This window comes from Streptomyces sp. NRRL S-646 (assembly GCF_000720765.1).
Classification (GTDB): Bacteria; Actinomycetota; Actinomycetes; order Streptomycetales; family Streptomycetaceae; genus Streptomyces.
Genome location: NZ_JODC01000003.1, coordinates 134527 through 159911, shown reverse-complemented (window position 1 = coordinate 159911; position 25385 = coordinate 134527). Strand labels below are relative to the sequence as shown.

General features: G+C 69.7%; 30 protein-coding genes and 2 pseudogenes. 17 read left to right on the top strand and 15 right to left on the bottom strand.

What is annotated here, in order from left to right; translation table 11 throughout:
* Positions 1–14: 14 nt before the first annotated feature.
* A complete protein-coding gene (locus tag IH68_RS0105135; RefSeq protein ID WP_030928995.1) occupies positions 15–983 on the bottom strand; it encodes a diacylglycerol/lipid kinase family protein in 969 nt (322 codons plus the stop codon).
* 168 nt (positions 984–1151) lie between these two features.
* On the opposite strand from IH68_RS0105135, the gene IH68_RS0105130 reads away from it, so the two are divergent.
* Positions 1152–1601, top strand: a complete 450-nt coding sequence (locus IH68_RS0105130; protein ID WP_030928992.1) for a hypothetical protein — start codon at positions 1152–1154, stop codon at positions 1599–1601.
* A gap of 2 nt (positions 1602–1603) precedes the next feature.
* On the opposite strand, the gene IH68_RS49630 is transcribed toward IH68_RS0105130, so the two are convergent.
* The 3 genes from IH68_RS49630 to IH68_RS0105115 all read right to left on the bottom strand — a co-directional run bounded on the left by IH68_RS49630 (position 1604) and on the right by IH68_RS0105115 (position 3681).
* Entirely contained in the window at positions 1604–2740 is a 1137-nt protein-coding gene (locus IH68_RS49630) for an RNA polymerase sigma factor SigF (RefSeq protein WP_078912320.1), read from the bottom strand.
* On the bottom strand, positions 2737–3150 hold the full coding sequence (locus IH68_RS0105120; protein WP_003992877.1) for a hypothetical protein: 414 nt from the start codon (positions 3148–3150) through the stop codon (positions 2737–2739). The genes IH68_RS49630 and IH68_RS0105120 overlap by 4 nt, the downstream gene beginning before the upstream one ends.
* 270 nt (positions 3151–3420) lie before the next feature.
* Positions 3421–3681, bottom strand: coding sequence for a UBP-type zinc finger domain-containing protein (locus IH68_RS0105115; protein WP_030928987.1), 261 nt, complete (start codon positions 3679–3681; stop codon positions 3421–3423).
* A 62-nt stretch (positions 3682–3743) separates the two neighbouring features.
* On the opposite strand from IH68_RS0105115, the gene IH68_RS0105110 reads away from it, so the two are divergent.
* Entirely contained in the window at positions 3744–5348 is a 1605-nt protein-coding gene (locus IH68_RS0105110; protein ID WP_030928984.1) for a Na+/H+ antiporter, read from the top strand.
* Here IH68_RS0105110 and IH68_RS0105105 read toward each other — a convergent pair.
* Both IH68_RS0105105 and IH68_RS0105100 read right to left on the bottom strand, forming a co-directional pair.
* Positions 5321–6253, bottom strand: coding sequence for a 1-aminocyclopropane-1-carboxylate deaminase/D-cysteine desulfhydrase (locus IH68_RS0105105; protein ID WP_030928981.1), 933 nt, complete (start codon positions 6251–6253; stop codon positions 5321–5323). The two genes, IH68_RS0105110 and IH68_RS0105105, sit on opposite strands and share 28 nt — an antisense overlap.
* A gap of 147 nt (positions 6254–6400) precedes the next feature.
* On the bottom strand, positions 6401–6991 hold the full coding sequence (locus tag IH68_RS0105100) for an N-acetylmuramoyl-L-alanine amidase (protein ID WP_030928978.1): 591 nt from the start codon (positions 6989–6991) through the stop codon (positions 6401–6403).
* A 295-nt stretch (positions 6992–7286) separates the two neighbouring features.
* On the opposite strand from IH68_RS0105100, the gene IH68_RS0105090 reads away from it, so the two are divergent.
* The 3 genes from IH68_RS0105090 (at position 7287) to IH68_RS0105080 (ending at position 10769) form a co-directional block, all read left to right on the top strand.
* Complete coding sequence (locus IH68_RS0105090; protein WP_030928973.1) at positions 7287–8693, top strand: family 2B encapsulin nanocompartment shell protein; 1407 nt, start codon at positions 7287–7289, stop codon at positions 8691–8693.
* 113 nt (positions 8694–8806) lie between these two features.
* The gene (locus tag IH68_RS0105085) at positions 8807–9892 is read left to right on the top strand and encodes a family 2 encapsulin nanocompartment cargo protein polyprenyl transferase (RefSeq protein ID WP_030928971.1); all 1086 of its coding nucleotides are present in this window, start codon (positions 8807–8809) and stop codon (positions 9890–9892) included.
* Between the two features lie 271 nt (positions 9893–10163).
* The gene (locus tag IH68_RS0105080) at positions 10164–10769 is read left to right on the top strand and encodes a GNAT family N-acetyltransferase (RefSeq protein WP_030928969.1); all 606 of its coding nucleotides are present in this window, start codon (positions 10164–10166) and stop codon (positions 10767–10769) included.
* 47 nt (positions 10770–10816) lie between these two features.
* Here the strand turns inward: IH68_RS0105080 and IH68_RS57825 are convergent.
* A pseudogene (locus tag IH68_RS57825) lies at positions 10817–11026 on the bottom strand (TetR/AcrR family transcriptional regulator); the annotation flags it as partial.
* Between the two features lies 1 nt (position 11027).
* On the opposite strand from IH68_RS57825, the pseudogene IH68_RS52750 reads away from it, so the two are divergent.
* The 5 genes and pseudogenes from IH68_RS52750 to IH68_RS0105055 all read left to right on the top strand — a co-directional run.
* Positions 11028–11210, top strand: a pseudogene (locus IH68_RS52750) (hypothetical protein); the annotation flags it as partial.
* Between the two features lie 31 nt (positions 11211–11241).
* Entirely contained in the window at positions 11242–11436 is a 195-nt protein-coding gene (locus IH68_RS0105070) for a hypothetical protein (protein WP_030928964.1), read from the top strand.
* An 86-nt stretch (positions 11437–11522) separates the two neighbouring features.
* Positions 11523–11936, top strand: a complete 414-nt coding sequence (locus IH68_RS0105065) for a YciI family protein (RefSeq protein WP_030928961.1) — start codon at positions 11523–11525, stop codon at positions 11934–11936.
* A 6-nt stretch (positions 11937–11942) separates the two neighbouring features.
* On the top strand, positions 11943–13148 hold the full coding sequence (locus IH68_RS0105060; protein ID WP_030928947.1) for an RNA polymerase sigma factor: 1206 nt from the start codon (positions 11943–11945) through the stop codon (positions 13146–13148).
* Between the two features lie 9 nt (positions 13149–13157).
* Complete coding sequence (locus IH68_RS0105055; RefSeq protein WP_030928945.1) at positions 13158–13412, top strand: hypothetical protein; 255 nt, start codon at positions 13158–13160, stop codon at positions 13410–13412.
* Between the two features lies 1 nt (position 13413).
* On the opposite strand, the gene IH68_RS0105050 is transcribed toward IH68_RS0105055, so the two are convergent.
* The 3 genes from IH68_RS0105050 to IH68_RS0105040 are packed head-to-tail and all read right to left on the bottom strand — an operon-like array spanning position 13414 to position 15013.
* Complete coding sequence (locus IH68_RS0105050) at positions 13414–14184, bottom strand: VOC family protein (RefSeq protein WP_030928944.1); 771 nt, start codon at positions 14182–14184, stop codon at positions 13414–13416.
* The gene (locus tag IH68_RS0105045) at positions 14181–14594 is read right to left on the bottom strand and encodes a VOC family protein (RefSeq protein ID WP_030928943.1); all 414 of its coding nucleotides are present in this window, start codon (positions 14592–14594) and stop codon (positions 14181–14183) included. The genes IH68_RS0105050 and IH68_RS0105045 overlap by 4 nt, the downstream gene beginning before the upstream one ends.
* Positions 14595–14620: 26 nt before the next feature.
* A complete protein-coding gene (locus IH68_RS0105040; RefSeq protein ID WP_051833277.1) occupies positions 14621–15013 on the bottom strand; it encodes a helix-turn-helix transcriptional regulator in 393 nt (130 codons plus the stop codon).
* 102 nt (positions 15014–15115) lie between these two features.
* Here IH68_RS0105040 and IH68_RS0105035 point away from each other — a divergent pair, with 102 nt between their 5' ends.
* The 3 genes from IH68_RS0105035 (at position 15116) to ppk2 (ending at position 17496) form a co-directional block, all read left to right on the top strand.
* Positions 15116–16270 carry an inorganic phosphate transporter gene (locus tag IH68_RS0105035; protein ID WP_030928937.1) on the top strand — a complete coding sequence of 385 codons (1155 nt, stop codon included), beginning with the start codon at positions 15116–15118 and terminating at the stop codon, positions 16268–16270.
* A 19-nt stretch (positions 16271–16289) separates the two neighbouring features.
* Positions 16290–16523 carry a hypothetical protein gene (locus IH68_RS0105030; protein WP_030928935.1) on the top strand — a complete coding sequence of 78 codons (234 nt, stop codon included), beginning with the start codon at positions 16290–16292 and terminating at the stop codon, positions 16521–16523.
* Positions 16524–16590: 67 nt separating this feature from the next.
* Positions 16591–17496, top strand: coding sequence for a polyphosphate kinase 2 (gene ppk2, locus IH68_RS0105025; protein ID WP_030928931.1), 906 nt, complete (start codon positions 16591–16593; stop codon positions 17494–17496).
* Between the two features lie 228 nt (positions 17497–17724).
* On the opposite strand, the gene sodN is transcribed toward ppk2, so the two are convergent.
* On the bottom strand, positions 17725–18120 hold the full coding sequence (sodN, locus tag IH68_RS0105015) for a superoxide dismutase, Ni (RefSeq protein ID WP_020123534.1): 396 nt from the start codon (positions 18118–18120) through the stop codon (positions 17725–17727).
* Between the two features lie 145 nt (positions 18121–18265).
* Between sodN and sodX the strand changes: the two genes are divergently transcribed.
* Positions 18266–18700: a nickel-type superoxide dismutase maturation protease gene (sodX, locus tag IH68_RS0105010; protein ID WP_030928924.1), complete on the top strand. Its 435-nt coding sequence runs from the start codon at positions 18266–18268 to the stop codon at positions 18698–18700.
* Here the strand turns inward: sodX and IH68_RS0105005 are convergent.
* Complete coding sequence (locus IH68_RS0105005; protein ID WP_030928922.1) at positions 18604–19233, bottom strand: CGNR zinc finger domain-containing protein; 630 nt, start codon at positions 19231–19233, stop codon at positions 18604–18606. The genes sodX and IH68_RS0105005 overlap by 97 nt on opposite strands.
* A 98-nt stretch (positions 19234–19331) precedes the next feature.
* Here IH68_RS0105005 and IH68_RS0105000 point away from each other — a divergent pair, with 98 nt between their 5' ends.
* Positions 19332–20111, top strand: a complete 780-nt coding sequence (locus IH68_RS0105000; RefSeq protein ID WP_030928917.1) for a class I SAM-dependent methyltransferase — start codon at positions 19332–19334, stop codon at positions 20109–20111.
* 171 nt (positions 20112–20282) lie between these two features.
* Entirely contained in the window at positions 20283–20666 is a 384-nt protein-coding gene (locus IH68_RS0104995) for a hypothetical protein (RefSeq protein WP_159403644.1), read from the top strand.
* A gap of 68 nt (positions 20667–20734) precedes the next feature.
* Here IH68_RS0104995 and IH68_RS0104990 read toward each other — a convergent pair whose 3' ends face one another.
* From IH68_RS0104990 to IH68_RS0104980, 3 genes are read right to left on the bottom strand one after another with little or no spacing between them, the layout of a single operon-like run.
* Positions 20735–21496, bottom strand: a complete 762-nt coding sequence (locus IH68_RS0104990; protein WP_030928910.1) for an amino acid ABC transporter ATP-binding protein — start codon at positions 21494–21496, stop codon at positions 20735–20737.
* Positions 21496–22455, bottom strand: coding sequence for an amino acid ABC transporter permease (locus IH68_RS0104985; RefSeq protein ID WP_030928907.1), 960 nt, complete (start codon positions 22453–22455; stop codon positions 21496–21498). Before IH68_RS0104985 ends, IH68_RS0104990 begins: the two co-directional genes overlap by 1 nt.
* A gap of 28 nt (positions 22456–22483) precedes the next feature.
* Positions 22484–23440, bottom strand: a complete 957-nt coding sequence (locus IH68_RS0104980) for an ABC transporter substrate-binding protein (protein WP_030928903.1) — start codon at positions 23438–23440, stop codon at positions 22484–22486.
* A gap of 582 nt (positions 23441–24022) precedes the next feature.
* Here IH68_RS0104980 and IH68_RS0104975 point away from each other — a divergent pair.
* On the top strand, positions 24023–25246 hold the full coding sequence (locus IH68_RS0104975) for an NAD(P)-dependent malic enzyme (RefSeq protein ID WP_030928900.1): 1224 nt from the start codon (positions 24023–24025) through the stop codon (positions 25244–25246).
* Positions 25247–25385 lie beyond the last annotated feature (139 nt).

Here is a 25385-nt window from a genome sequence, read left to right as displayed (position 1 = left end):
TCAGCCCTTTCTGCTCACACAATCACACGCAGTGCACGGCGTACGCCTGTGAACGTCACGCTCGTACGCAGCCCCAGGTGGTCGCCGTCCATCTGGAGGGGTAGGGGCACCTTCGAATGCAAGGTGAACCGGTCCAGGTCGTGCAGGGACACCACGTGCTTGCCATGGGGTCCGCGCTCGGGGGACGAAGTGAGCAACTGCGTGGCATACCGGGCAGCCGAGACCGTGGACATACGGCTGAGACTCAGCAGGTCGAGCCCGGTATCGAACGAGGCCTTAGGCGAGGCGTACACCGGACGATTGCCCAGATACGTCCACGGTGACGTGTTGCAGATTATCGACAGCACCAGATCGGTCACCGGCTCCTCGCCGGGCCGCTCCAGAGTGATCGACCCGTGCCGCCGGTTGGGTTCCTGCAGGAACTGGCGTGCGACCTGGCGCAGGTACAGGGCGTGGGTGGATTTCCTGCCCTGCTCGCGCTGCTGCTCGACCCGCCCCACCACGCCGGCGTCGAAGCCGAGCCCCGCACAGAACGTGAACCAGCGGGAGGGCACCGCCTCGTCCTCGGTACCCGGCGTGCCTTCGGCGATGCCCATGCCGACCGTACGTTCGCTGCCCTCGCGCAGGGCGTCCAGCAGTGCGCCGGTCGCCTCGACGGCGTCGTTGGGCAGGCCCAGGGCGCGGGCGAAGACATTCGTGGAGCCGCCGGGGACCACGGCCAGACGGGGGAGGCCCTCCAGGTCGGGGCCCGCGTGCAGCAGGCCATTGACCACCTCGTTGACCGTGCCGTCGCCGCCGAGGGCCACGACGAGGTCGATGTCGTCGCTCTCCGCCGCCTGCCGGCCCAGGTCGCGCGCGTGTCCGCGGTACTCCGTGGTGACCGCCTCGAGCTTCATCTCGCTCGCCAGGGCATGGGTCAGGACATCGCGCGTACGTGCGCTTGTGGTGGTTGCTGCCGGATTGGCCACGAGAAGTGCACGCATGAGTTGCAGCGTACCTACTGGGAAGTACCGGGCACAGCTCGAGGTAGGGATCAGGTAAGAGGTGGGGGCGTGAGGCTCACCACGGGGTGGTGGCTCAACCTCGCCCCGGCGGTCCGCGTCCCCCGGGCTCGCCCTGGAGGCGCACGTCCCCAGGGCTACCCTTCAGGGGTGACCAGTGAGAAGACCCCCGCCACCGAGGAAAACACCGGCCCCCGCCCGCGCCGCCTGACCTACGCCGCGGCGCTCGCCGCGCTGGAGGGGTTTGCACTGGCCGTCGGAGGCGTCTGGATGCTCGTGGAGGGCCTCACGGGTGCCCCGGACGACCGCCGGTCCGCCGTCACCGGCGGTGTCACGCTGTTCGTCCTCGCCCTGCTGCCGCTGCTGGCCGCGCGCGGGCTGCTCAGGCAGAAGAGCTGGAGCCGGGGACCGGCCGTGATCACGCAGATCATGGCGCTGCCGGTGGCCTACAACCTGCTGCAGGCCGACAGTGTGGCGATCCCGGCGGGCATCGCGCTCGCCGTCGTGGCCGTCGTCGAGCTGGTCCTGCTGGTCAATCCGGCGACGACCCAGGCCCTCGGGATCAAGGGCCCGGGCCGTGCGCAGGACGGCAAGCAGTAGTCCTACTCCTCCACCAGGAGCTTCTCCCGCAGCTGGGCCAGTGTGCGGGCCAGCAGCCGGGACACGTGCATCTGTGAAATGCCGACCTCCTGCGCGATCTGCGACTGCGTCATGTTGCCGAAGAAACGCAGCAGCAGGATCCGCTTCTCCCGGGGCGGCAGGTCCTCCAGGAGCGGCTTGAGCGACTCGCGGTACTCGACGCCCTCCAGGGCCTCGTCCTCGGCGCCCAGGGTGTCGGCCACGGCCGGGGACTCGTCGTCCGTGTCGGGGACGTCCAGGGAGAGTGTGGAGTACGCGTTGGCGGACTCCAGGCCCTCCAGGACCTCCTCCTCGGAGATCGCCAGCTTCTCGGCGAGCTCGTGCACCGTGGGGGAGCGGCCGTGCTGCTGGGAGAGCTCAGCGGTCGCCGTCGTCAGGGCCAGGCGCAGCTCCTGCAGGCGCCGGGGCACGCGCACCGCCCAGCCCTTGTCGCGGAAGTGGCGCTTGATCTCACCGACGACCGTCGGGGTCGCGTACGTCGAGAACTCGACGCCGCGCTCCGGGTCGAAGCGGTCGACCGACTTGATCAGGCCGATGGTGGCGACCTGCGTGAGGTCGTCCAGCGGCTCGCCGCGGTTGCGGAAGCGGCGCGCGAGATGCTCGACGAGCGGCAGGTGCATACGGACCAGCTTGTTGCGCAGTTCCGCGTACTCCGTGCTGCCGTCCTTCAGGCTGCGCAGCTCGATGAACATCGCGCGCGCCCCGCTGCGGTCCTGTGCGTCGTGCTGCGTGGCCTGCGGCACGCGCTGCGCGTTCTGCCCGTCGCCCTCGGCGTTTCGCTCGTGCTCGCTCATCGTCCCGCCCGTCGCCCTTCTCCGAGCCCTCGCCTCTGCTCGGACCGGGGTGACCCCGTTCCGTCCGTCCAGAGGCGTGCTCTGCACGGCACCTTCCCGATCCCGCTGCCCGTCGTCCGGGAAGCCGGCCGCCGCTGCGCTGTCGGCGTCGTCCTCCGGATGCGGCCGGGCCTGCTCGGGGATGCCGTCGATGCCGTCGGCGCCGCCCACGGAGTCCCCGATGCGTCGGGATCCGTCTGCGCCCTCGGCCGGCAGCTCTCGTGTGCCGCGCTCTTCGTCACGCACCGGCCCGTCCCCTGTCCTCACGCCGGCCCGGGTCCCGCGCCGCGCTGTTTGTAGAGGCTGATCGAAACGGTTTTGTCCTTGTCCACGGCGGAGGAGACCTTGCCCGCAAGTGCGGACAGGACGGTCCAGGCGAAGGTGTCCCGCGAGGGGGCGTGGCCGTCCGTGGTCGGGGCCGAGACGGTGACCTCGAGAGAGTCGTCGACGAGCCGGAAGACGCAGCTCAGCACCGAGCCGGGCACGGCCTGCTGGAGCAGGATCGCGCAGGCCTCGTCCACCGCGATGCGAAGGTCCTCGATCTCGTCGAGGGTGAAGTCCAAACGGGCCGCGAGGCCGGCAGTCGCCGTACGCAGCACCGACAGGTAGGCACCCGCAGCCGGCAGCCGGACTTCCACGAAGTCCTGGGTCGCGGGCTCGCCTGCGATCTGGGACACCCTCACCTCCAAGGTGGTACAAGCTTCTCGGGGCCGAGGGTTGCCCCCCGGGATAACGCGATGTGTGGTTCAGCGGTGACGCTATCGCGCTCTCAAGTTTCCCGTCCCCGGGACCCCAACCCCTTGCCGTCACTCACAGTAAAACTGTGGACACGCTCCGTGTCTAGGGGTCTGCGGCTCCAATTGGGAAGAACGCGCGCCGGGTTGACGTACCCAGACGTCAGACGGTCGAACCGTCCGGATCGTGGGTCGTCCCCCGGCTGTCCAGGGTCACACGAGAACGTGGTCCACGAAGCACCAACGCCAGTTCTCGCCGGGTTCGAATGTGCGCATGATCGGGTGGCCGGAGTCCTTGTGGTGCTCCGTCGCATGCCGGCCGGGCGAGGAGTCGCAGCAGCCGACATGGCCGCAGGTGAGGCACAGCCGCAGCTGTACCGGGTGCGTGCCCGCTGCCAGACACTCCGGACATGTCTCGGTCCGTGGACCGGGTTCCGGATCGGGCAGCGCGTCGGCGTGCGTGCACTGTTTCATGATTGCCAGATTACGACGGGTGTGCGGATGACCGCGCGGAAAAACGAGGGCGGGCGAGGACGATGGACGTGATGCCACTGCTGTTGCTGGTGGCGGGGAGCGCCGCGATCGCCGCCGTGGCCCGGCGCACCCCGGTGCCGGCCCCGCTGCTGCTCGTGGCGGTGGGGCTCGCCGTCTCGTACGTCCCCGGGGTACCGGACTACACCCTCGACCCGGACATCGTGCTGCCGCTGGTGCTGCCCCCGCTGCTGCACAAGGAGGCCGTCGAGAGCTCGTACCTCGATCTGCGGGCGACGATGCGGCCGGTGGCGCTGCTGTCGGTGGGCTACGTGCTGTTCGCGACCTTCGCCGTCGGCTGGGTCGCCTATCTCGTCGTGCCCGGACTGCCGCTGCCCGCGGCACTGGTGCTGGGCGCGGTGGTGGCGCCGACGGACGCGGTCGCGGCGGCGTCGGTCGCCCGCCGGGTGGGGCTGCCCTCCCGGATCACCACGATCCTGCAGGGTGAGTCCCTGCTGAACGACGCGACCGCGATCACCGCGTACCGGGTGGCCGTCGCGGCCGCTGCCGGCGAGGGCGCCTCCTGGGTCGGCGGGATCGGCGAGTTCCTGCTGGCGGCGGTCGGCGGCGTGGTGGTCGGGCTGGTCCTGATGCTGCCGATCCACTGGCTGCGCACACACGTGAGGGAGGCGCTGCTGCAGAACACCATGTCCCTGCTGATCCCGTTCGTCGCCTACGCCGTCGCCGAGCAGGTGCACGCCTCCGGTGTCCTCGCGGTCGTGGTCGTCGCCCTCTACCTCGGTCACCGCGCGTGGGAGGTCGACTTCGCCACCCGTCTCCAGGAGGAGGCGGTGTGGAAGGTGGTCGCGTTCGTCCTGGAGTCCGCGGTGTTCGCCCTCATCGGCCTGCAACTGCCCGTGGTCCTCAAGGGCCTCGGTGAGTACGAGGGCGTGGACGCCGCCTGGTACGCGGTCGCCGTCTTCCTGGTGGTCGTCGCGACCCGGTTCGTATGGGTGTATCCGGGGACGTTCGTGCCCCGCCTGCTGTCCGCGCGGATCAGGGAACGCGAGGACAACCCCACCTGGAGGGGGCCGATCGTCACCTCCTGGGCCGCCATGCGCGGTGTCGTCTCCCTCGCCATCGCCTTCTCGATCCCGCTCACCGTGCACGGCGGCGGCGACTTCCCGCAGCGCAACCTCATCCTCTTCCTGACCTTCACGACGGTCATCGGCACCCTGGTGGTGCAGGGCCTCACCCTGGCACCGGTGATCCGCCTGCTGAAGTTCCCCGGCCGGGACGTACAGGCCGAGACCCTCGCCGAGGCCAACGCCCAGGCGCAGGCCTCCCGGGTCGCCGAGCAGCGCCTCGACGAACTCCTCACCGACGAGCGCAACGTCCTCCCGCCACCCCTCGCCGACCGTCTGCGCCAGGTCCTGGAGCGCCGCCGCAACGCCGTCTGGGAACGCCTCGGCCAGACCAACCCGGTCACCGGTGAATCCGTCGACGACACCTACCGCCGGCTGTCCCGGGAGATGATCGGCGCCGAGCGCGCGATGTTCGTGAGGCTGCGGGACGGCCGCTACATCGACGACGAGATGCTGCGCACGCTGCTGCGCAGGCTGGACCTGGAGGAGGCGGCGGCCTACCGGGAGACGGTGGAGGGCTCCTGAGGGAAGGGCCGCCCGGTGACGACGGCCGCGACGGTCGTCCCGCGCGTGAACGCGTCCTCGTCGGCCAGGGTGACAAGTCCGTACAGCAACTTGGCGACATAGAGACGCTCGACGGGCACTCCGTGACGCTCCTCGAAGTCCTCGGCGAAGGCGTCGAGTTCGCCGGGCACGCGCGCGTAGCCGCCGAAGTGGAAGCGGTCGTCGAGGGTCCACGCACCGCGCCGGCCGCCGAATGCGCGCTCCTGGAGCGCCTCTATGTCGGCGGACAGGAATCCGCCTTTGAGGACGGGTACGCCGAGCGCGCGCTGACCGGGGGCCAGCCCGGCGGCCAGCCCGGCCAGCGTTCCGCCCGTACCGCAGGCGAGGGCGACGACATCGGCCCGCCCGCGCAGCTCCTCACCCAGGGCCCGGCAGCCGCGTACGGCTTCGGCATTGCTGCCGCCCTCAGGGACGACATACGAGTCCTCCGCGCCGACCGTGCGCAGCACGCGCGCGAGGACGTCCGGTTCGGTCTTGCGGCGGTACGTCGACCTGTCGACGAAGTGCAGCCGCATCCCGTCGGCCGCGCACCGGGCCAGGGAGGGGTTGAGGGGGCGGTCGGCCAGCTCCTGGCCGCGGACCACACCGACGGTCGGCAGCCCGAGGAGCCGGCCCGCGGCGGCCGTCGCGCGCAGATGGTTGGAGTACGCACCGCCGAAGGTGACGACGGTACGACCGGCCGCGGCGGCGAGATTGGGCGCCAGCTTGCGCCACTTGTTGCCGATGAGCTCCGGGTGGATGAGGTCGTCGCGCTTGAGGAGGAGACGGAGGCCGCGGTGGGTGAAACGGTCGTCCTCGATCTCCTGCAGGGGGGAGGGCAGCTGGGGGTGCAGAGCGGCGAGATCGGGGACGTCTGGGCTGACCACGGCACCATTGTCACGCCGGCCGGGTATTCCGCCGGCCGGGGTTTGGTCTTTCAGCCCGTCCGGCGTTTGAGGACGAGGCCGTTCAGGCCGAAGCACCCGTCCCAAAGAAGCAGCCCCCAGCAGGGCACGCACCACCGCCGGGTGCCGTCACCTCAGCCGCTCATGGATCCGCTCCCGCAACCACGCCATCGTGAACCCCCGCGGATCCACCTTCCCCGGCTGCCACTCCAGGTGACCGATCACCGACCGTTCCGTCCAGCCGTGGTACCGGCACACCGCTGCCGCGGCCTTCTCGATGGCCTCCAGCTGGGCCTCGGGCCAGGGGTCCTCGCCGTCGCCGAGGTTCTCGCACTCGAAGCCGTAGAAGTGACGGTTGCCGTCGGTGTTCGCCTCGTTGTCCGGCGGGAGCGCCTTCTCGGCGATCACCGCACGCAGCACGTCGTCGTCACCGAGGCCCGCGTGGTTGGCGCGGCCGTAGCCCACCAGGTGGACCGTGCCGTCCTTGGTGATCACGCCGTGGCAGAGCGGGCCTGGCAGGCCGGCGTAGCCGTCCCGGCAGATCTCGACGGTGCGTTCGCTGCCGCTGGTGACGGTGTGGTGGATCATCACGCCGTACACCGGGCCCCAGGGCCCCTTGTGGTTGCGGTTGTGATGTTCCCAGTCGCCGACCTCGACGACGGTGAGGCCCTCCGCCCTGAGGCCGTCGAGGAAACTGCCCGCGGACATGGGTGAGGCCATGACCGCCTCCTTCGTACCGTGCCGACGGCCGCCCGACGCGACCGCCCGTGCAGGGGGTTGTACCGAAAGTGACGGTGCCGTCACACATGGTGTTCGCGGCGAGGGAGTGGATCCGGCCATTCCGCACGGGCCTGCCGTTGGACCGGATCCCCATTTGTGCCCAGCGGTCGGTGATCCATTCCCGCTCTTTCGGGTAATAGCACAGACACGTTCCGTGATGGAAGGCTTGTGCCGCGGAGATCGATGCAGCGGCGCACATCGCGCCGGCTGTGGGAGCGGGGAGGGCAATTCTCATATGTCGGTAGGCGAAGAGGTCCGTTCGGAGCAGGGCAAGCCGCAGCAGAGCCTCGGCACTTCCGCCGCGCGGAACCTGGCCACGACGACCAAGTCGGCACCCCAGATGCAGGAGATCAGCTCACGCTGGCTGCTGCGCACACTGCCGTGGGTGAACGTCCAGGGTGGTACGTACCGGGTCAACCGGCGTCTGAGCTACGCGGTGGGGGACGGCCGCATCACGTTCGTGAAGACCGGCGACCGGGTCGAGGTCATCCCCGCGGAGCTGGGCGAACTTCCCGCGCTGCGGTCGTACGAGGACGAGGAGGTGCTGGCGGAGCTCGCCCAGCGCTGCCGGCAGCAGGAGTTCGCGCCCGGCAGTGTGATCGCCTCGTTCGGCAGTCAGACCGACGGGGTCCATCTGCTGGCACACGGCAGGGTCGAGAAGATCGGCACGGGCCCGTACGGCGACGACGCGGTCCTCGGGGTGCTCGCCGACGGCGCCTACTTCGGCGACGCGGCGCTGCTCGACCCGGACGCCATCTGGGAGTACACGGCCCGCGCGGACACCGCGTGCACGGTGCTGACCCTCTCCCGCCAGGACGTCGAACTGGTCGCGGAGCGCAGCGACTCCCTGCGGGAGCACCTCCAGCAGCTGCGCGCGATTCCGGAGCAGCGCACCAACAAGTACGGCGAGAAGGCCGTCGACCTCGCCGCCGGCCACAGCGGCGAGCCGGACATCCCGCACACCTTCGTGGACTACGAGGCCAGGCCCCGCGAGTACGAACTGAGCATCGCCCAGACCGTGCTGCGCATCCACTCGCGCGTCGCCGACCTCTACAACCAGCCCATGAACCAGACCGAGCAGCAACTCAGGCTCACGGTCGAGGCGCTGAAGGAGCGCCAGGAGCACGAGCTGGTCAACAACCGCGAGTTCGGACTGCTGCACAACTGCGAGTACGACCAGCGGCTCCAGCCGCACGACGGCGTGCCCAGCCCCGACGACCTGGACGAGCTGCTCAGCCGGCGGCGCGGCACCAAGCTGCTGCTCGCCCACCCGCGCGCGATCTCCGCGATCGGCCGTGAGCTCAACAAGCGCGGCCTCGTCCCCGAGACGATCGAGGTGGCCGGCAACCGCATCCCGACCTGGCGCGGTGTGCCGATCTACCCGTGCAACAAGATCCCGGTCTCCGAGGCCCGTACGAGCTCGATCATCGCCATGCGTACCGGCGAGGCCGAGCAGGGCGTCATCGGACTGCAGCAGGCCGGCATCCCGGACGAGATCGAGCCGAGCCTGTCCGTGCGCTTCATGGGCATCAACGAACAGGCGATCATCAAGTACTTGGTGACGGCCTACTACTCGGCGGCGGTCCTGGTGCCGGACGCGCTCGGTGTGTTGGAGAACGTGGAGATCGGCCGGTGGAGGTGACGTTTCTGCACCTGGGAGCCGTGTCCCCGCCCGCCAGGGCGGGTACACCCCGGTCGTATGCGCCCAGCCACAGCGGAACCGCCACCGTCCGCGAACTGACCGAGGGAGATCCCATGGCCGAGTTCATGACGGAGGCGAAGCAGCGAACCACGGGGGCGCAGCCGCTCGACGGGCACGAGGCGGCCGCGATCCTGGAGCGCACCCGGTCCTGCGTCGACCCCGAACTGCGCGCGGCGATCGACTCGTTGCCCGGCTCCATGCGCCGGATCGCGCTCTACCACTTCGGCTGGGAGCACGCGGACGGCACCCCGGCGGCGGGCAGCGCGGGCAAGGCGATCCGTCCCGCGCTCGTCCTCACCGCGGCCGCCGCGCTCGGCGGCCCGGGCGCGCGCGAGGCGGCGAGGCGGGCGGCCGCGGCGGTGGAGCTGGTGCACAACTTCACGCTGCTGCACGACGACGTGATGGACCGGGACACCACCCGCCGGCACCGGCCCACCGCGTGGAGCGTGTTCGGCGACGCAGACGCGATCCTCGCCGGGGACGCCCTGCAGGCACTGGCCTTCGGGCTGCTCGCCGAGGACCCGCACCCGGCGTCCGGGCCGGCCGCGGCCCGGCTCGCGGCCTGCGTCGTCGAACTGTGCGCGGGACAGCACGCGGACACGGAGATGGAGCGGCGCAGCCCCGGCGAGATCACCCTCGACGAGGTGCTGACCATGGCGGAGGCCAAGACGGGCGCCCTGCTCGGCTGCGCCTGCGCCCTGGGCGCGCTGTATGCGGGGGCGTCCGACGAGGACGTCGAGGCGCTGGACGCGTTCGGCCGCCAGGCCGGGCTCGCCTTCCAGCTCATCGACGACGTCATCGGCATATGGGGCGACCCGCACCGCACCGGAAAACCGGTCGGCGCGGACCTGATGGCCCGCAAGAAGTCCCTGCCGGTGGTCGCCGCGCTCACCTCGGGCACCCCGGCGGCCTCGGAACTGGCCGAGCTGTACGAAGTGCCGTACAGCACGGGGGACGAGGAGGAACTCGCGCATACGGCTCTCGCCGTCGAGCAGGCCGGCGGGCGGGACTGGGCTCAGGTCCAGGCCGCGGACCGGATGGCCCGCGCCATGCAGGAACTGGCCCGCACGGTCCCCGACCCGGAGGCGGCAGGAGGTCTGCTCGCGCTGGCGGAGTTCGTGACGCGGCGCACCAGCTGACCGCAGCCCTCACAGACCCCGGAGCCCACCGGGGCGGCCGCGCGGCTCCTGACCCCGCACGGCCGTCGAGGCTCCGGCCGGGCGGGTCCCGCACATCCCCACGGTGTGCGGGGCTCGCCACCCCCCCTTTGCGCCTGAACCGGCGCCGCTCTCGCGGAGCTGGTTGCCCGCCTTCGTGGTTCCTCAATTGATGGTGGCGGTATTCGCCGGACAGTGCCGTATAGGCTCAACAGCCGTACAACCGAAGTTGGTTGAGGTGAAAGGGCGGCACATGGGTGTGGCGATCCGGGCGGCGGACGAGGGCGACCGGGAGATGGTCGTGCGGCTGCTGGACGAGGCCTTCCAGGATGATCCGGTCAGTGGCTGGGTCTTTCCCGGCGACGAGTACCGCCGTACGACCCACCACAGGCTGATGGCCGCCTTCACCGGGATCGTGCTCGCCGAGGGCCGGATCGACGTCACGGAGGACGGCAGCGCGTGCGCGTTGTGGCTGTCCGTGCCCGCCGGAGAGCACGCTGCCGAAGAGGATGCCGCCGACGACGGTCCCGCCCGGCTGCGTGCCGCCGTCGATCCCGGGAACGAGCGCATCGAGCTGATCGGCCGCCTGACCGCGGAGATCCACCCCGCCGGACGTGCCCACGAGTACCTGTGGATGATCGGCGTGACTCCGGAGCACCAGGGCGAGGGGATCGGCAGCGCGCTCGTCCAGCACGTCCTCGACCGCTGCGACCGCGAGGGTCTGCCCGCCTATCTGGAGGCGAGCAGCGCCCGCAGCCGCGGGATGTACGAGCGCCTCGGCTTCGAGCTCACCGGCCGCCCCCTCGACCTCCCGAACGGCCCGCAGATGTGGCCGATGTGGCGGGAGCCCCGCGGCTGACCTGCCTGTCCGGGGCGACCACCACCTCTCCGGGGCGACCACCACCTCTCCGGGGCGACCGTCGCCACGATCCGCTCCACCAGCCCCTCCGGCACCCCGACCCCGGGCAGTACGCCGTCGAGGACGCCCGGCAGCATCAGGTGCTCCAGGATCAGGCCGAGCATGGCGAGGTGGAGCACGGCGACGGTCTCGTCCCCGCCGGGCAGCCCCGCCGACCGGTGGAACTCCATGCCCTGCTCCGGGTCGGCGCGGGCCGACCTCACGGGGGAGTGCCCCGAGACCCTGCCGACCCACGGCCGCCGACCGCTCGGTATCGACGAGCTGCCGAACAAGCGGTTCGACACGATCATCCAGGGCCGCGCCGGCTACGACGTCGCGCTGCGGGAGTCGAGATCATCGCGGAGGACCTGGTCGCAACGGCGTCCTCGTCCGCACCTACGCGCGGCGGCGCTGACCGGCCTACGCTGAGGGCATGGACAGCTCAGAACACATCTGTCCGGTCTGCGGACAGCCCGTGGAAACGGTCGTCAAGCGCCACAAGACCCTGGGCGTGTGGGTCCCGGTCTGGGTGGCGGGCCCCTGCCGCAACCCCGCGTGCGAGGCGTACGTCGCCGAAGGCGCCGAACCGGTCCAGGAGCCCGGAAAACCCGCCGCGAAAAACTCCTGAGCCCCGTGTCGAGAATCCCGGCCCGGCTCCGACGTCCCCCGTGAGAGCCGCCCACCGCGGGCGGTACGAGCCGAAGGAGCAGAGTCATGAAGTACCTGGTCATGGTGCAGTGCACGCAGGCGGACTACGAGGGCATGCAGGGCAGGGCCAACGCGACCTCCCCGGCCTGGAGCCAGGAGGACGTGCAGGCCATGTACGCCTTCATGGGCGCCCTCAACGACGACCTCGCCGAGACCGGCGAGATGATCGACGGACAGGGCCTGACCGAGCCGGCGAAGACCCGGCTCGTAGGCCTCGGTGACGACGGCAAGCCCGTGATCACCGACGGCCCGTACAGCGAGACCAAGGAGCTGCTGGCCGGCTACTGGGTCCTGGACTGCGCGAGCCTGGAGCGCGTCACGGAGATCGCCGAGCGCATCCTCCAGTGCCCCCAGCCCGCCGGGGCCACCAGCTACCCCGTGGTGATCCGGCCCATCGACAACGGCTCCGCGGACGTCTGAGCGTCCATGGGCACGACCATCGAGGTCGAGGACCTGCTGCGCCTGCACGCGCCGCAGGTCCTCGGCGCGCTGGTCAGGCGGTACGGGCACTTCGACGCCGCCGAGGACGCCGTACAGGAGGCACTGCTGGCCGCGGCCGGGCAGTGGCCCTCGGCGGGGGTGCCGGACAACCCGCGCGGCTGGCTGATCAAGGTGGCCTCGCGGCGGCTGACGGACGCGCTGCGGTCGGAGCAGGCGCGGCGGGCGCGGGAGGAGAGGGCGGCGGCGCTGACCTCACGCCTCGCGAGCGGGCCGGACCGGGCGCCCCGCGAGGACGACCCCCTCACGCTGCTCTTCCTGTGCTGCCACCCGGACCTCACCCCGCCCGCCCAGATCGCGCTCACCCTGCGGGCGGTCGGCGGTCTGACGACGGCCGAGATCGCCCGTGCGTACCTGGTGCCCGAGGCGACGATGGCGCAGCGCATCAGCCGGGCCAAGCAGAAGGTGCGGGGCGTGCGCTTCGGACGGCCGGACCAGTGGGAGAAGCGGCTGCCCGCCGTCCTGCACACGCTCTACCTGATCTTCAACGAGGGCTATACGGCGACGTCCGGAGCGGTCCTGCAGCGCCGCGAACTGGCCGGCGAGGCGATCCGGCTGGCCCGTACCGTCCGCCGTCTGCTGCCCGACGACGGCGAGGTGGCCGGCCTGCTGGCCCTGATGCTGCTCACCGACTCCCGCCGCGACGCCCGCACCGGACCGCACGGCGAGCTCGTCTCCCTCGACGAACAGGACCGCGCCCGCTGGGACAAGGCCGCGATCGAGGAGGGCGTCGCCCTGGTCACCCGGGCGCTGTCCCGGGGCTGCGCGGGCCCCTACCAGGTGCGTGCGGCCATCGCCGCCGTACACGACGAGGCGCCGTCCGCCCGGGCGACCGACTGGGAGGAGATCCTCGGCCTGTACGAGGTGCTGGTCCGCCTGGTCCCGGGCCCCGTCGAACGCCTCAACCGCGCCGTGGCCGTCGCCATGGTGCACGGCCCGGAGGCCGGGCTCGCCGAACTCGACCTGCTGGAACCCGGGTTGGGCCACCGCCTCGACGCGGTCCGCGGCCATCTCCTGGAGCGCGCGGGGGCGTACGAGGAGGCCCGGTCCGCCTACGAGTCGGCGGCTGCCAGGACCCTGAGCCTGCCCGAACAGCGCTATCTGCAGGGGCGGGCGGCCCGGCTGAGGTCGTAACGTGACGCCATGACAAGCGAGTTGGGGGCAGTGCGCCGCCGTGCGTGGCGGTGGGCCGTGGTGGTGTGGGCGATTGCCGTGGCCGTCGGGGGAGGGCTCACCCTCTGGCTGCAGGACTCCGCGGAACCGCCCCCACCGGTCGGCTGGGAACGGGCAGATCCCTCCGAGGAGGCGCCCGCCCCGCTACTGAAGGCCACCGAGTGTCCGCACGACGACGGGGCCACGGCCGCTGCGTGCATCTATGTGCGGCTCCAAGAACCCTGAGCTATGCGTGGCCCTGGGAACCGCGAGCTCCCTGCGCGGGCAACCCGCCCGTCTCCGGATCGCGCCCCGTCAGGCAGTACGTGCCGCCCGTCGGGTCCTGCATCACCGTCCAGTGCATCCCGCGGGCGACCGGCTTCGCGCCGAGACGTTCGTGGGCGGCGCGGGTCGCCTCGATGTCGGTGCAGGCCAGGTCCAGGTGGGCGGTGGTGGGGCGTTCCTCGCCGAGGCGCTGGAGGAGGATGCGGATCGGGAGGCCCGCCGGCGGCGTGAGCACATGGAACTCGGGGAGCGAGCCCGGCCGTGACTGCCACTCGGGCAACAGGGCGCTCCAGAAGGCGACTTCGGCATCGTATGCGGATGGTGCGATGTCGACGCAGACCTGGTCGAGGCGGCTGCCCCGCACCACGGGCGGGCGCGTCGTCTCCGCGCGCCACGGCATGGTGCACAGCTGCTGTCCTGCGGGCGACCGCAGCACGGCCCACGTCCCGTGATCGGCGACGACCTCGGCCCCGAGAGCCACCGCCGACCGCATGAACTCCCGTATGTCGGCCACCGGGAAGTCCAGATGCGCGCCACCCGGACCCGAGGCCACCTCCTGCACCTTGACGCAGGCGTCGGCCCCGTCGTGCAGGAGGGTCGTGAACTCCTTGTTCTCGCCCCGGAGTCCGGACAGACGCGTGTCCGTGACGGCCGTCCAGAACTCGCAGGCGGACGCGAGGAGTCCGGCCGGCCGGTCCACGAAGGCATAGGTCCACCGGACCTGTCGGCTCATCCCTTCCGCTCCATGAACCGCAGCATGTTCCCCGCCGGATCCCTGAACGCGCAGTCCCGGACCCCGTACGGCATGTCCGTCGGTTCCTGGATCACCTCGGCGCCGGACTCCTGGACGCGGGCGAAGAGGGCGTCGCAGTCCTCGGTGGTGAAGTTGACCCCGCGCAGCACGCCCTTGGCCAGCAGCTGCTCCATCGCGTCGCGGTCGGCGGGGGAGAGGTCCGGGTTGGCCGCGGGCGGCTCCAGGACGATCGACACGTCCGGCTGCAGCGGCGACCCGACGGTCGTCCAGCGCATTCCCTCGTACTTGACGTCGTTGCGGATCTCCAGGCCCAGGACGTCGCAGTAGAAGGCGATCGCCTTGTCGTGGTCGTCGACGGCGATGAAACAGCTGTTCAGTTTCAGGTCCATGGGTCCAACCTAAGGTCGATACGGCCTCACGTCCGTCTGGGACGCGTGTACGCGCGCACCACGCAGGGCGGGATCTCCGCGCTCTCCTCGTGCGAGCGGGCCCGGTAGGAGCTCGGCGTCTCGCCCACCAGCTCGGTGAAACGGGCGCTGAAGGAGCCCAGCGAGGTGCAGCCCACCGCCATGCAGACGTCGGTGACGGTGAGGTCGCCGCGGCGCAGCAGGGTCTTGGCGCGTTCGACGCGGCGCGTCATGAGATAGCCGTACGGGGTCTCGCCGTACGCCTCGCGGAAACTGCGCTGGAAGTGCCCCGGCGACATCAGGGCGGTGCTCGCGAGGGCGGCCACATCGAGGGGCTCGGCGTACTCGCGGTCCATGCGGTCGCGTGCCTTGCGCAGTCGTACCAGATCCTCACGATTCACCACGTCAGCATCGCACGACCCTCACCGGCCGGGCGCCGGGTCCTGGCGTGGGCTTTGCCTTCAGTTCGCCTGCCGTACGAAAGCGCTTGTTCCCATGGGGCAATGGACCACATCACGTTCCTCGTGGCGGTAGTCATCGTCACGGCCCTGGCCTTCGACTTCACCAACGGATTCCACGACACCGCCAACGCGATGGCCACCTCCATCGCCACCGGCGCGCTCAAGCCGAGAACAGCGGTGCTTGTGAGCGGAGTCCTCAACATCGTCGGAGCCTTTCTGTCGACGGAGGTTGCCAAGACGATCTCCGGGGGAATAGTCGACGACACCCTCGTCAGTCCGGGAATGATCTTCGCCGGGCTGGTGGGGGCCATCCTGTGGAATCTGCTGACCTGGCTGGTCGGGCTGCCGTCCAGCTCCTCGCACGCCCTGTTCGGCGGACTGATCGGCGCCGTGTGGGTCGGCGCGGGATCCCATGGCGTGCACTTCGACAAGGTTGTCGAGAAGGTGCTGATCCCGGCGGTGGCCTCGCCGGTCGTGGCCGGTGTCGCCGCCCTGATCGCCACCTACCTCGCCTACAAGCTCACCGCCCGCGGCCGCAAGGACTCCGTCACCAAGGGCTTCCGGCTCGGCCAGATCGCCTCGGCCTCGCTGGTCTCGCTCGCCCACGGCACCAACGACGCGCAGAAGACCATGGGCATCATCACGCTGACCCTGATCTCCGCGGGCGCCCTCGGCCACGACGCCGGCCCGCCGGTCTGGGTGATCGCCTCCGCCGGTCTCGCCATCGGCCTCGGCACCTACCTGGGCGGCTGGCGGATCATCCGCACCATGGGCAAGGGCCTGACGGAGATCCAGTCCCCGCAGGGCTTCGCCGCCGAGACGGCCTCCACGGCCGTCATCCTCACCTCCGCGCACCTCGGCTTCGCCCTGTCCACCACGCAGGTCGCCTCGGGCTCCATCCTCGGCGCGGGCCTGGGCCGGCGCCTCGCGGAGGTCCGCTGGGGCGTCGCGGGCCGCATGGTCGCCGCCTGGCTGATCACGCTGCCCTCGGCCGCGCTGGTCGGCGGCATCTCCGCGGCCGCGGTCAAGCACGGCGGCAACTTCGGCACGGTCGTCGTCGCGCTGGTCGGCGCCGCAGTGGCCGCCGGCATCGTCGTCGTCTCGCGCCGCAACCCGGTACACGCCAACAACGTCAACGACCACCACGAGGTCGCCGTCCGCACCGCACCGCCGGCCCACGTCGGCACGGCCGCCTGAAACACGGGGAGTTCGCAGAATGAGCCTCGACTGGAACGCACTCGGCCAGGTCACCGCGGTGAGCATCGGCGTCACCGTCGCCGTGGTCGTCGTCTTCGCCCTCGGAGTACTCGGCCTCGCCCGCTTCGAAGGGGCAAGCGAGGATGGCGGCGGGACCTCGTCCCTCGGCCTCGCCCAGGCCGGCCTGTGCTTCCTCGCCTGCGCGGCCGTGGTGGCGTACGGGATCTATCTGATCGTGCCGCAGTTCCACTGAGCGCCGGAAAGCACATCCGCCGGAAGCGCATCAGCAGGACATCGGAAGGACTCGGAAGGACATCGGGATGACGACGCCACCCCTGCTGGCCGACCTGAAGGTCGACTACACCGACCCCGACGACCCGGTGCTCATCCGCCCGGACGGCAGCCCGATCGACACCTGGCGGGAGAACTACCCGTACGGGCAGCGCATGGAGCGCAAGGAGTACGACTGGCACAAGCGGCTCCAGCAGATCGAACTGCTGAAGCTGCAGAGCTGGATCAAGGAGACCGGGCGCCGGCTGGTCATCGTCTTCGAGGGCCGGGACGCGGCCGGCAAGGGCGGCACCATCAAACGCTTCACCGAGCACCTCAACCCACGCGGTGCCCGGGTGGTGGCGCTGGAGAAGCCGACCGAACGCGAGCGCGGGCAGTGGTACTTCCAGCGCTACGTCGAACACCTGCCGACCGCGGGCGAGATCGTGCTGTTCGACCGCTCCTGGTACAACCGGGCGGGCGTCGAGCGGGTCATGGGGTTCTGCTCGGACGACGAGTACCGGCGCTTCATGCGCCAGGCGCCCGCGTTCGAGCGGATGCTCGTGGACGACGGCGTCGACCTGATCAAGTTCTGGTTCTCGGTCTCCCAGGGCGAACAGCGCACCCGTTTCACCATCCGTCAGGTCGACCCCGTACGGCAGTGGAAGCTCAGCCCCATGGACCTGGCCTCCCTGGACCGCTGGGACGACTACACCGCCGCGAAGGTCGCCATGTTCCGCGAGACGGACACGGAGCATGCGCCCTGGACGGTGGTCAAGAGCAACGACAAGAAACGGGCCCGCGTCGAGGCCATGCGCAGCGTGCTCGCCCGCTTCGACTACACCGGCAAGGACGAGGAGGTCGTCGGCAGTCCCGATCCGCGGATCGTGGGCGCGGCGGCGGGCCTGCTGGAGGCGGGGGAGGACGACGAAGGGGGTCTGGAAGGCGGTCGGTAGGCATGTCACCGTTCCTGACATGACCGGACTGTCCGCCGCACAGGCTGCCGCGGTCACCGACCGGGCCCGCCTCGCCGGGCAGGCCTCCGGCATCCTGCTCTGCCGTCACTGAGAGGGCCTTGCGCCACAAAGCCGAAGGGGCCCGGCCGTTCCCGGCCGGACCCCTTCGGAATGCCCGTGGACCTGCGATGGTGCACCGATCGCGGGTCCACGCGAACGGGCCGTTCGTCAGGCCTTCTTGGTCTCCCAGAAGATCTTGTCGATCTGGGCGATGTAGTCCAGAGCCTTCTGGCCCGTGGCCGGGTCGGTCGAGGCCTTGGCGGCCGAGAGGGCCTTCAGGGCGTCGTTGACCAGCTGGTGCAGCTCCGGGTACTTCTCGAAGTGCGGGGGCTTGAAGTAGTCGCTCCAGAGCACGGAGACGTGGTGCTTCGCGAGCTCGGCGCGCTGCTCCTTGATGACGGTGGCGCGAGCCTGGAAGTGCGGGTCGTCGTTGGCAGCCATCTTTTCCTGGACGGCCTTCACGGACTCCGCCTCGATGCGGGCCTGGGCCGGGTCGTACACACCGCAGGGCAGGTCGCAGTGTGCGCTGACCTTGACCTTGGGGGCAAACAGGCGGGAAAGCATGGAGCATTCCTTCCTCGTGATCGTCTTCTCAGGTGGGACATTACTCCCTGCGAGACGGGTTTTCGCGAGTGCCCCCATGGGCTTAGGACAAAAGTCCGGGGTCAAACTGGGACTGGTGGAGGAACGTACCGGGGAGGTGCCGGGGATGCCGGAGCTGTCGCAGGAGATCGAGCGCGGGCGGGCGCTGCTGCCCTTCGGGGCGGCAGAGGTGACCGGCCCGTCCATGGTGCCCACGCTCCACCACGGGGACCGGCTCGTGGTGCAGTACGGCGCCCGGATCAGGCCTGGTGACGTGGTGGTCCTGCGGCATCCGTTCCAGCAGGACCTGCTGGTCGTGAAGCGGGCCGCGGAGCGGCGCGACGGCGGCTGGTGGGTGCTCGGCGACAACGCCTACGCGGGCGGCGACAGCACGGACTACGGGACCGTTCCGGAGGATCTGGTCCTGGGCAAGGTGCGTTTTCGGTACCGGCCGCTGAAGGCGGATCAGCGCTCGCCGTTCGCGCTCGCGCGCTGGGCGCTGTCGGCCGCGAGGCCCGTCCTGTCGGACCGGTCGGCCTCCAGGCGCTTGCGGGCGCGGTAGGCGGCCACGTTGGCGCGGGTCGCGCAGCGGTCGGAGCAGTAGCGCCGGGAACGGTTCGTGGAGGTGTCCAGGTAGGCGTTGCGGCACGGCGCCGCCTCGCACAGGCCCAGCCGGTCGACGCCGTACTCCGTCAGGTGGAAGGCCAGGCCCATCGCCGCGATGGCCGCGTAGCCGGCGGTCGCGTTCGAGGGATGGTCGGCCAGGTGCATGTGCCACAGCGGGCGCCCGTCGTCGTCCCGGAAGTCGTGGCCCGAGATCTGCGGGCTGACCGGGAACTCCAGCAGGAGTGAGTTCAGCAGGTCCACCGCGAGCGTCTCGTCGCCTTTGTCGGCGGCCTCGAAGACCGCGCGCAGCCGGGCCCTGACCGAGCGGAAGCGCGTCACGTCGGCGTCGGTGGCGCGGCGGGCTGCCGACGCGTTGCCGCCGAACAGGTCGCGGACGGCCTCGACGGAGGTCAGGTTGTCCTTGCCCCGGGCCGGCTCCTCGCTGTTGACGAGTCGTACGGCATAGTCCGAGTAATAGGCCAGTTCCACTTGTGGTCCTTACGAAGGCGCTCTATGGTCGTGGGTGCGAAGAGGTAACGACTGCCTGTACTTCCAGGGTATTACGCGGGTGAGGGGAGAGGGATTCCATGACGGGAACCACGGCAACCGGAACCGGTACGACGGGGACCGACTGGCAGGCCTGGCAGGAGAGCTGGGACCGGCAGCAGGAGTGGTACATGCCGGACCGCGAGGAGCGCTTCCGCATCATGCTCGACATGGTCGAGGCCTGCGTCGGCCCCGAGCCGCGCGTCCTCGACCTCGCCTGCGGCACCGGCAGCATCACGGCCCGGCTGCTCGCCCGCTTCCCGAAGGCCACCAGCACCGGCATCGACCTCGACCCCGCGCTCCTCGCCATCGCCCGCGGCACCTTCGAGGGCGACGACCGGGTCACCTTCGTCGAGGCCGACCTCAAGGACCCCGACTGGCCGGCGCGGCTGCCGTACGAGACGTACGACGCGGTGCTCACGGCCACGGCCCTCCACTGGCTGCACAGCGCCCCCCTCGCGGCCCTGTACGGCCGGATCGCCGGGCTGGTCCGCCACGGCGGCGTCTTCATGAACGCCGACCACATGATCGACGAGAGCACGCCCCGGATCAACGCGGCGGAGCGCAGCCTGCGCCACGCCCGCATGGATCAGGCCATGCGGGACGGCGCCCTGGACTGGGCGGAGTGGTGGCAGCTCGCCGCCAAGGACCCCGCCCTCGCCGGCCCGACGGCCCGCCGCTTCGAGATCTACGGCGACCACGCGGACGGCGACATGCCCTCGCCGCAGTGGCACGCGCGCGTGCTGCGGGAGAAGGGGTTCGGGGAGGCCCGGGCGGTGTGGTGTTCGCCGGCGGACACGTTGTTGCTGGCGCTGCGGTGACTGTGTGCGTCCTCACTTGAGGGCTGGGGAACCAGGCAGCCCCGTTGATCATCTTTCGCGGCGGCCAGGCCACCCTCGGGGTGGACGCGAAGAGCGGGGAAGGAATCTTTCGTGCAGCTAAAGAAGTCGGTTCTCACTGCGGGAATGTGTGCTGTCGTGTCGGTCGCCGGTATGACCACGGCACCAGTGGCGTACGCCGAGTCCGGCAAGGGAGGGTGCTACTCCTACTCGGACATGGACACGTACCCCAACGACACGACCTGGATCCTCTGGAAGTCCTGCATCAGCAAGAAGGCAACGCTCGAGGGTCACCCCTACGCGATCGTCTCCATGGGGAAGAAGCACCCCAAGTGCAAGATCATCATTAGGGTCCTCACAACGGGCGAGAAGGTGGTGTCCAAGAAGACCTACACCTGCCCCACGGGGAAGGTGGTCAACAAGCGCTACGCCGGCAACGACTTCCATGGCAAGGGCCAGTTCATTACCTGGGTGCAGATGTATGACATCCAGACGGAGGGCAATCTGTCGCCGCGCAGCCCTTGGCTGGATCTCTGACCTCGCTCGGAATGAAGGATGCCGCCCACCCCGAACGGGGAGGCGGCATCGTTCTCAAAGGGACGTGTTCAGAGAACCTTCGACAGGAACGACTGCGTCCGCTCGTGCTGCGGGTTCGTCAGGACGTCCCGCGGGTGACCGGACTCGACCACCACGCCCTCGTCCATGAAGACCAGGCTGTCGCCCACCTCGCGGGCGAAGCCCATCTCGTGGGTGACGACGACCATCGTCATGCCGGACTCGGCGAGGTCGCGCATGACGTCGAGGACGTCACCGACCAGCTCCGGGTCGAGGGCCGAGGTCGGCTCGTCGAAGAGCATCAGCTTCGGGTCCATGGCCAGCGCACGGGCGATGGCCACGCGCTGCTGCTGGCCGCCGGAGAGCTGCGAGGGGTAGTTCTTCGCCTTGTCGGCGAGGCCCACGCGTTCGAGCAGTTGCCCCGCGCGCTCCCGCGCCTGGGACTTGCTGACGCCCTTGACCTGGATCGGGGCTTCCATGACGTTCTCGAGCGCCGTCATGTGCGGGAAGAGATTGAAGCGCTGGAAGACCATGCCGATGTCCCGGCGCTTCAGTGCGACTTCGCTGTCCTTGAGCTCGTAGAGCTTGTCGCCCTTCTGACGGTAGCCGACCAGCTCGCCGTCCACGTACAGCCTGCCGGCGTTGATCTTCTCCAGGTGGTTGATGCACCTGAGGAACGTCGACTTGCCGGAGCCGGACGGGCCGATCAGGCAGAAGACCTCACCGGTGTTCACCGTGAGATCGATGCCCTTGAGGACCTCGACCGCGCCGAAGGACTTGTGCACGCCCTCGGACTTCACCATGGCGGTCATCACATCGCTCCCCTCGGGCTGCCCTTCGAGAACAGGTTCATCCTGATCTTCTGGAAGACGGTCGGCGGCAGGCTGCGGCTGGAACCGCGTGCGTAGTAGCGCTCCAGGTAGTACTGGAACACGCTGAACACGCTGGTCATCACCAGGTACCAGATCGAGGCGACGAAGAGCAGCTCCATCACCGCGTACGAGGTGGAGCCGATCGCCGACGTCGAGCGCAGCAGCTCGTTGTACGTCACCACGTACACCAGCGACGAGGTCTTCAGCATGTTGATGAACTCGTTGCCGGTCGGCGGCACGATGACCCGCATCGCCTGCGGGATCACGATCCTGCGCAGCGTCTTGCCGTGGCTCATGCCCAGCGCGTGAGCGGCCTCCGTCTGGCCCTCGTCGACGGCCAGCAGACCGGCGCGGCAGATCTCCGCCATGTACGCGGCCTCGTTCAGGCCGAGGCCCAGCAGGGCGGCCATGAACGGGGTCATGACGTCCACCATCTCGTCCTTGTAGATCGGACCGAGGTTGAGGACGGGGAAGATCAGCGCCAGGTTGAACCAGAGCAGCAGCTGGACGTAGACCGGGGTGCCGCGGAAGAACCAGATGTACAGCCAGGCGACCCAGCTCGTCACCGGGTTCTTCGACAGCCGCATCACGGCGAGCACGATGCCGAGCACCACACCCATGACCATGGCGAGGACGCTGATCAGCAGTGTGCGGCCCGCGCCCTTGACGACGGAGGAGTCGAAGAGGGTGTCGGAGACCGCGTGCCACTGGATGTCGCCCTGCGAGAACGCGAAGACGAGTGCCACGAGCAGCGCGATGACGATGATGCCGCTGGCCCACCGCCCGAAGTGCCGCACGGGAATTGCCTTGATGGCCTCCGCCGGGGTGGCGGCCTCCGACTTGGAGACCTCCCCCGCGGGTGGTGTGTCCCTGGGGGACTTGTCGAACTTGTCAGTCACGTGACTGCCCTTCAGTGGTGCGCCCGGCTCACTTGCCGCCGTTGATCGCGGACTTGTCGATCGCGCCGGACTGCGCGCCCCACTTCGCCAGGACCTTCTGGTACGAGCCGTCCTTGATGATCGCGTCGACGGCTTCCTTCAGCACGTCACGCAGCTCGGTGTTCTTCTTGCTGAGGACGATGCCGAACGAGCCGGCGTCGTACTGCTTGTTGATCACCTCGTAGGCGTTGCCGCCGTCGGCCTTGCGGGCCAGGTCGATCGCCACCGGGTAGTCGTTGATGCCGGCCACCGCGCCGCCGGACTTCACACGGGTCTGGGCCTCGGTGTCGTTGTCGAACGACTCGATGTCGATCGCCTTCTTGCCCGAGCTCTTGCACTTCTTGGACTGGTCCTGCAGGGCCTGCTCGTACGTGGTGCCCCGCTGGACGGCGGCCGTCTTGCCGCACAGGTCCTCGATGCCCTTGACGCCCTCGGGGTTGCCCTTCTTCACGTAGATGGCCGTACCCGCGACGAAGTAGTCGACGAAGTCGACGCCCTGGCCGAGCTTCTTGCCCTTGTCGTCCAGGCCCTCCTGCCGCTGCTTGTTGTCCGTGATGGACGAGATCGCGATGTCGTAGCGGCCGGAGTTGACCGCCGTGATCAGCCCGTCGAAAGAGCCGGAGGTCCACTGGAACTTCACGCCGAGCTGCTTGCTCAGCGCCTCGCCCAGGTCCGGGTCGACGCCGACGATCTTGCCGCCATCGGTCGACTCCATGGGGGCGTACTCGGCGTTGGTGCCGACCTTTATGACTCCGGCATCCTGGATCTTCTTCGGCAGCTTGGAGAACAGGGGGGCGCTGTTGCCCGTCTCCTTCTTGCTCCCGTCGTTGCTGTTGGTCTGGTCACCGCAGCCGGTGAGGATCAGGGCGCCTGCGACCGCGATCGCACCGACCGCTGCCAGACGGGTGGGTGCGGCGGTCGTACGACGGGTGGAGCTTGCGGTCATTTTGGGTTCCTCCGGCGGATGGGTGGAGTTGCCGATGGGTCGACGAGAACACACACCTTCGGGTGTCGCGACCTCGTGGGTTTACGGCATCTTGCCATTCGGACTCAGCCGTTCAGGGGACCCGTCATGTCAAAATCGGATAACGGGTGACCCCCGAACCACACCAGGCCGTTACAACATGGCCGGACCATCTGCGGGAATCCGGCGTTCCGGCCGGAAGATCTTCGACGCATCTCGGGATGCGGACCTGCGCTCCGAGGTGTTGATCACTGTTCGGCCGCCGGTCAAGGGATCGTCGAGGATTCGTCGAGAACGTGTCCCTAAATTTCGGGACGAACCTTGTGGCCGAGATGTGACCTTCGGGTTCCGCGATGTGACCTTGCCCTTATTGGACTCGTCCTTGGCCCGGTGCGTCCGGTAAGAAGGTTCTTTACACCCCTCATCCGGGGCTCAGGGCGCGTGTGCGGCGCGCCCGTCGCGCAGGACCCGTACGCAACACCGACCGGGACTGACGCGGTGCCCGCCCACCCCTCACCAGGAGTGGCCACCCTCAACCAATGAAGACTTAAGGGGTAAAACAAAGTGGCAGCGGAGATCGTCAATCCTCGCAGCGACAGCAGTACGGATCAGGACGGCGGGGCCGAGCCCCTCGATTCCTTCGATCCGGCGTTCGCGCTGCACCGCGGCGGCAAGATGGCCGTGCAGGCCACCGTGCCGGTCCGTGACAAGGACGACCTGTCCCTGGCGTACACGCCCGGCGTTGCGAAGGTGTGCAGCGCCATCGCCGAGCAGCCGGAGCTCGTCCACGACTACACGTGGAAGTCGTCCGTGGTGGCCGTGGTCACCGACGGCACGGCGGTGCTCGGACTCGGGGACATCGGCCCCGAGGCCTCCCTTCCGGTGATGGAAGGCAAGGCGATTCTGTTCAAGCAGTTCGGCGGCGTCGACGCCGTGCCGATCGCGCTCGACTGCACGGGTGTCGACGAGATCGTCGAGACCGTGGTGCGGCTCGCGCCCTCGTTCGGGGGCGTCAACCTCGAGGACATCTCGGCGCCGCGGTGCTTCGAGATCGAGCGGAAGCTGCAGGAGCGGCTGGACATCCCGGTCTTCCACGACGACCAGCACGGTACGGCGGTCGTGACGCTGGCGGCGCTGCGGAACGCGGCGCGGCTGAGCGGGCGGTCCATCGCGGATCTGCGGGCCGTCATCTCCGGTGCCGGTGCGGCCGGTGTCGCCATCGCCAAGATGCTGGTCGAGGCCGGTATCGGGGATGTCGCGGTGGCCGACCGCAAGGGTGTCGTGTCGGCCGACCGGGACGACCTGACGTCCGTGAAGCGGGAGCTCGCCGGGTTCACCAACAAGGCCGGCATCACCGGGTCGCTGGAGGCGGCTCTGGAGGGTGCGGACGTCTTCATCGGCGTCTCCGGCGGTACGGTCGCGGAGGAGGCCGTCGCCTCGATGGCCGAGGGCGCGTTCGTGTTCGCCATGGCCAACCCGAACCCCGAGGTGCACCCCGACGTCGCGCACAAGTACGCGGCGGTCGTGGCGACCGGACGGTCGGACTTCCCGAACCAGATCAACAACGTGCTGGCGTTCCCGGGCATCTTCGCGGGCGCGCTGCAGGTTCGTGCCTCTCGGATCACGGAGGGGATGAAGATCGCGGCGGCCGAGGCGCTGGCCGGGGTCGTCGGGGACGACCTCGCTGCGGACTATGTGATTCCGTCGCCGTTCGATGAGCGGGTGGCTCCGGCTGTTACGGCGGCTGTTGCGGCTGCGGCTCGTGCCGAAGGTGTTGCGCGGCGCTGACGTGCCGGCTGGGTGAATGGCCCCGTCCGTTTGGGCGGGGCCATTTCTTTGCCCACCCGCCCACCCGCTCGGGTGGTTGAAGAGGTGGACGTTTCCTGTGGGTGGCGCCCGCCGTCGGCGGCTGCGGGTGGGTGGTGCT

Coding starts and splice junctions, on each gene's coding strand:
- IH68_RS0105135 (WP_030928995.1), bottom strand. CDS start 983: ATGCGTGCACTTCTCGTGGCCAATCCGGCAGCAACCACCACAAGCGCA.
- IH68_RS0105115 (WP_030928987.1), bottom strand. CDS start 3,681: ATGAAACAGTGCACGCACGCCGACGCGCTGCCCGATCCGGAACCCGGT.
- IH68_RS0105110 (WP_030928984.1), top strand. CDS start 3,744: ATGGACGTGATGCCACTGCTGTTGCTGGTGGCGGGGAGCGCCGCGATC.
- IH68_RS0105100 (WP_030928978.1), bottom strand. CDS start 6,991: ATGGCCTCACCCATGTCCGCGGGCAGTTTCCTCGACGGCCTCAGGGCG.
- IH68_RS0105090 (WP_030928973.1), top strand. CDS start 7,287: ATGTCGGTAGGCGAAGAGGTCCGTTCGGAGCAGGGCAAGCCGCAGCAG.
- IH68_RS0105085 (WP_030928971.1), top strand. CDS start 8,807: ATGGCCGAGTTCATGACGGAGGCGAAGCAGCGAACCACGGGGGCGCAG.
- IH68_RS0105080 (WP_030928969.1), top strand. CDS start 10,164: ATGGGTGTGGCGATCCGGGCGGCGGACGAGGGCGACCGGGAGATGGTC.
- IH68_RS0105070 (WP_030928964.1), top strand. CDS start 11,242: ATGGACAGCTCAGAACACATCTGTCCGGTCTGCGGACAGCCCGTGGAA.
- IH68_RS0105065 (WP_030928961.1), top strand. CDS start 11,523: ATGAAGTACCTGGTCATGGTGCAGTGCACGCAGGCGGACTACGAGGGC.
- IH68_RS0105060 (WP_030928947.1), top strand. CDS start 11,943: ATGGGCACGACCATCGAGGTCGAGGACCTGCTGCGCCTGCACGCGCCG.
- IH68_RS0105055 (WP_030928945.1), top strand. CDS start 13,158: ATGACAAGCGAGTTGGGGGCAGTGCGCCGCCGTGCGTGGCGGTGGGCC.
- IH68_RS0105050 (WP_030928944.1), bottom strand. CDS start 14,184: ATGAGCCGACAGGTCCGGTGGACCTATGCCTTCGTGGACCGGCCGGCC.
- IH68_RS0105045 (WP_030928943.1), bottom strand. CDS start 14,594: ATGGACCTGAAACTGAACAGCTGTTTCATCGCCGTCGACGACCACGAC.
- IH68_RS0105035 (WP_030928937.1), top strand. CDS start 15,116: ATGGACCACATCACGTTCCTCGTGGCGGTAGTCATCGTCACGGCCCTG.
- IH68_RS0105030 (WP_030928935.1), top strand. CDS start 16,290: ATGAGCCTCGACTGGAACGCACTCGGCCAGGTCACCGCGGTGAGCATC.
- ppk2 (WP_030928931.1), top strand. CDS start 16,591: ATGACGACGCCACCCCTGCTGGCCGACCTGAAGGTCGACTACACCGAC.
- sodN (WP_020123534.1), bottom strand. CDS start 18,120: ATGCTTTCCCGCCTGTTTGCCCCCAAGGTCAAGGTCAGCGCACACTGC.
- sodX (WP_030928924.1), top strand. CDS start 18,266: ATGCCGGAGCTGTCGCAGGAGATCGAGCGCGGGCGGGCGCTGCTGCCC.
- IH68_RS0105000 (WP_030928917.1), top strand. CDS start 19,332: ATGACGGGAACCACGGCAACCGGAACCGGTACGACGGGGACCGACTGG.
- IH68_RS0104995 (WP_159403644.1), top strand. CDS start 20,283: ATGACCACGGCACCAGTGGCGTACGCCGAGTCCGGCAAGGGAGGGTGC.
- IH68_RS0104990 (WP_030928910.1), bottom strand. CDS start 21,496: ATGACCGCCATGGTGAAGTCCGAGGGCGTGCACAAGTCCTTCGGCGCG.
- IH68_RS0104980 (WP_030928903.1), bottom strand. CDS start 23,440: ATGACCGCAAGCTCCACCCGTCGTACGACCGCCGCACCCACCCGTCTG.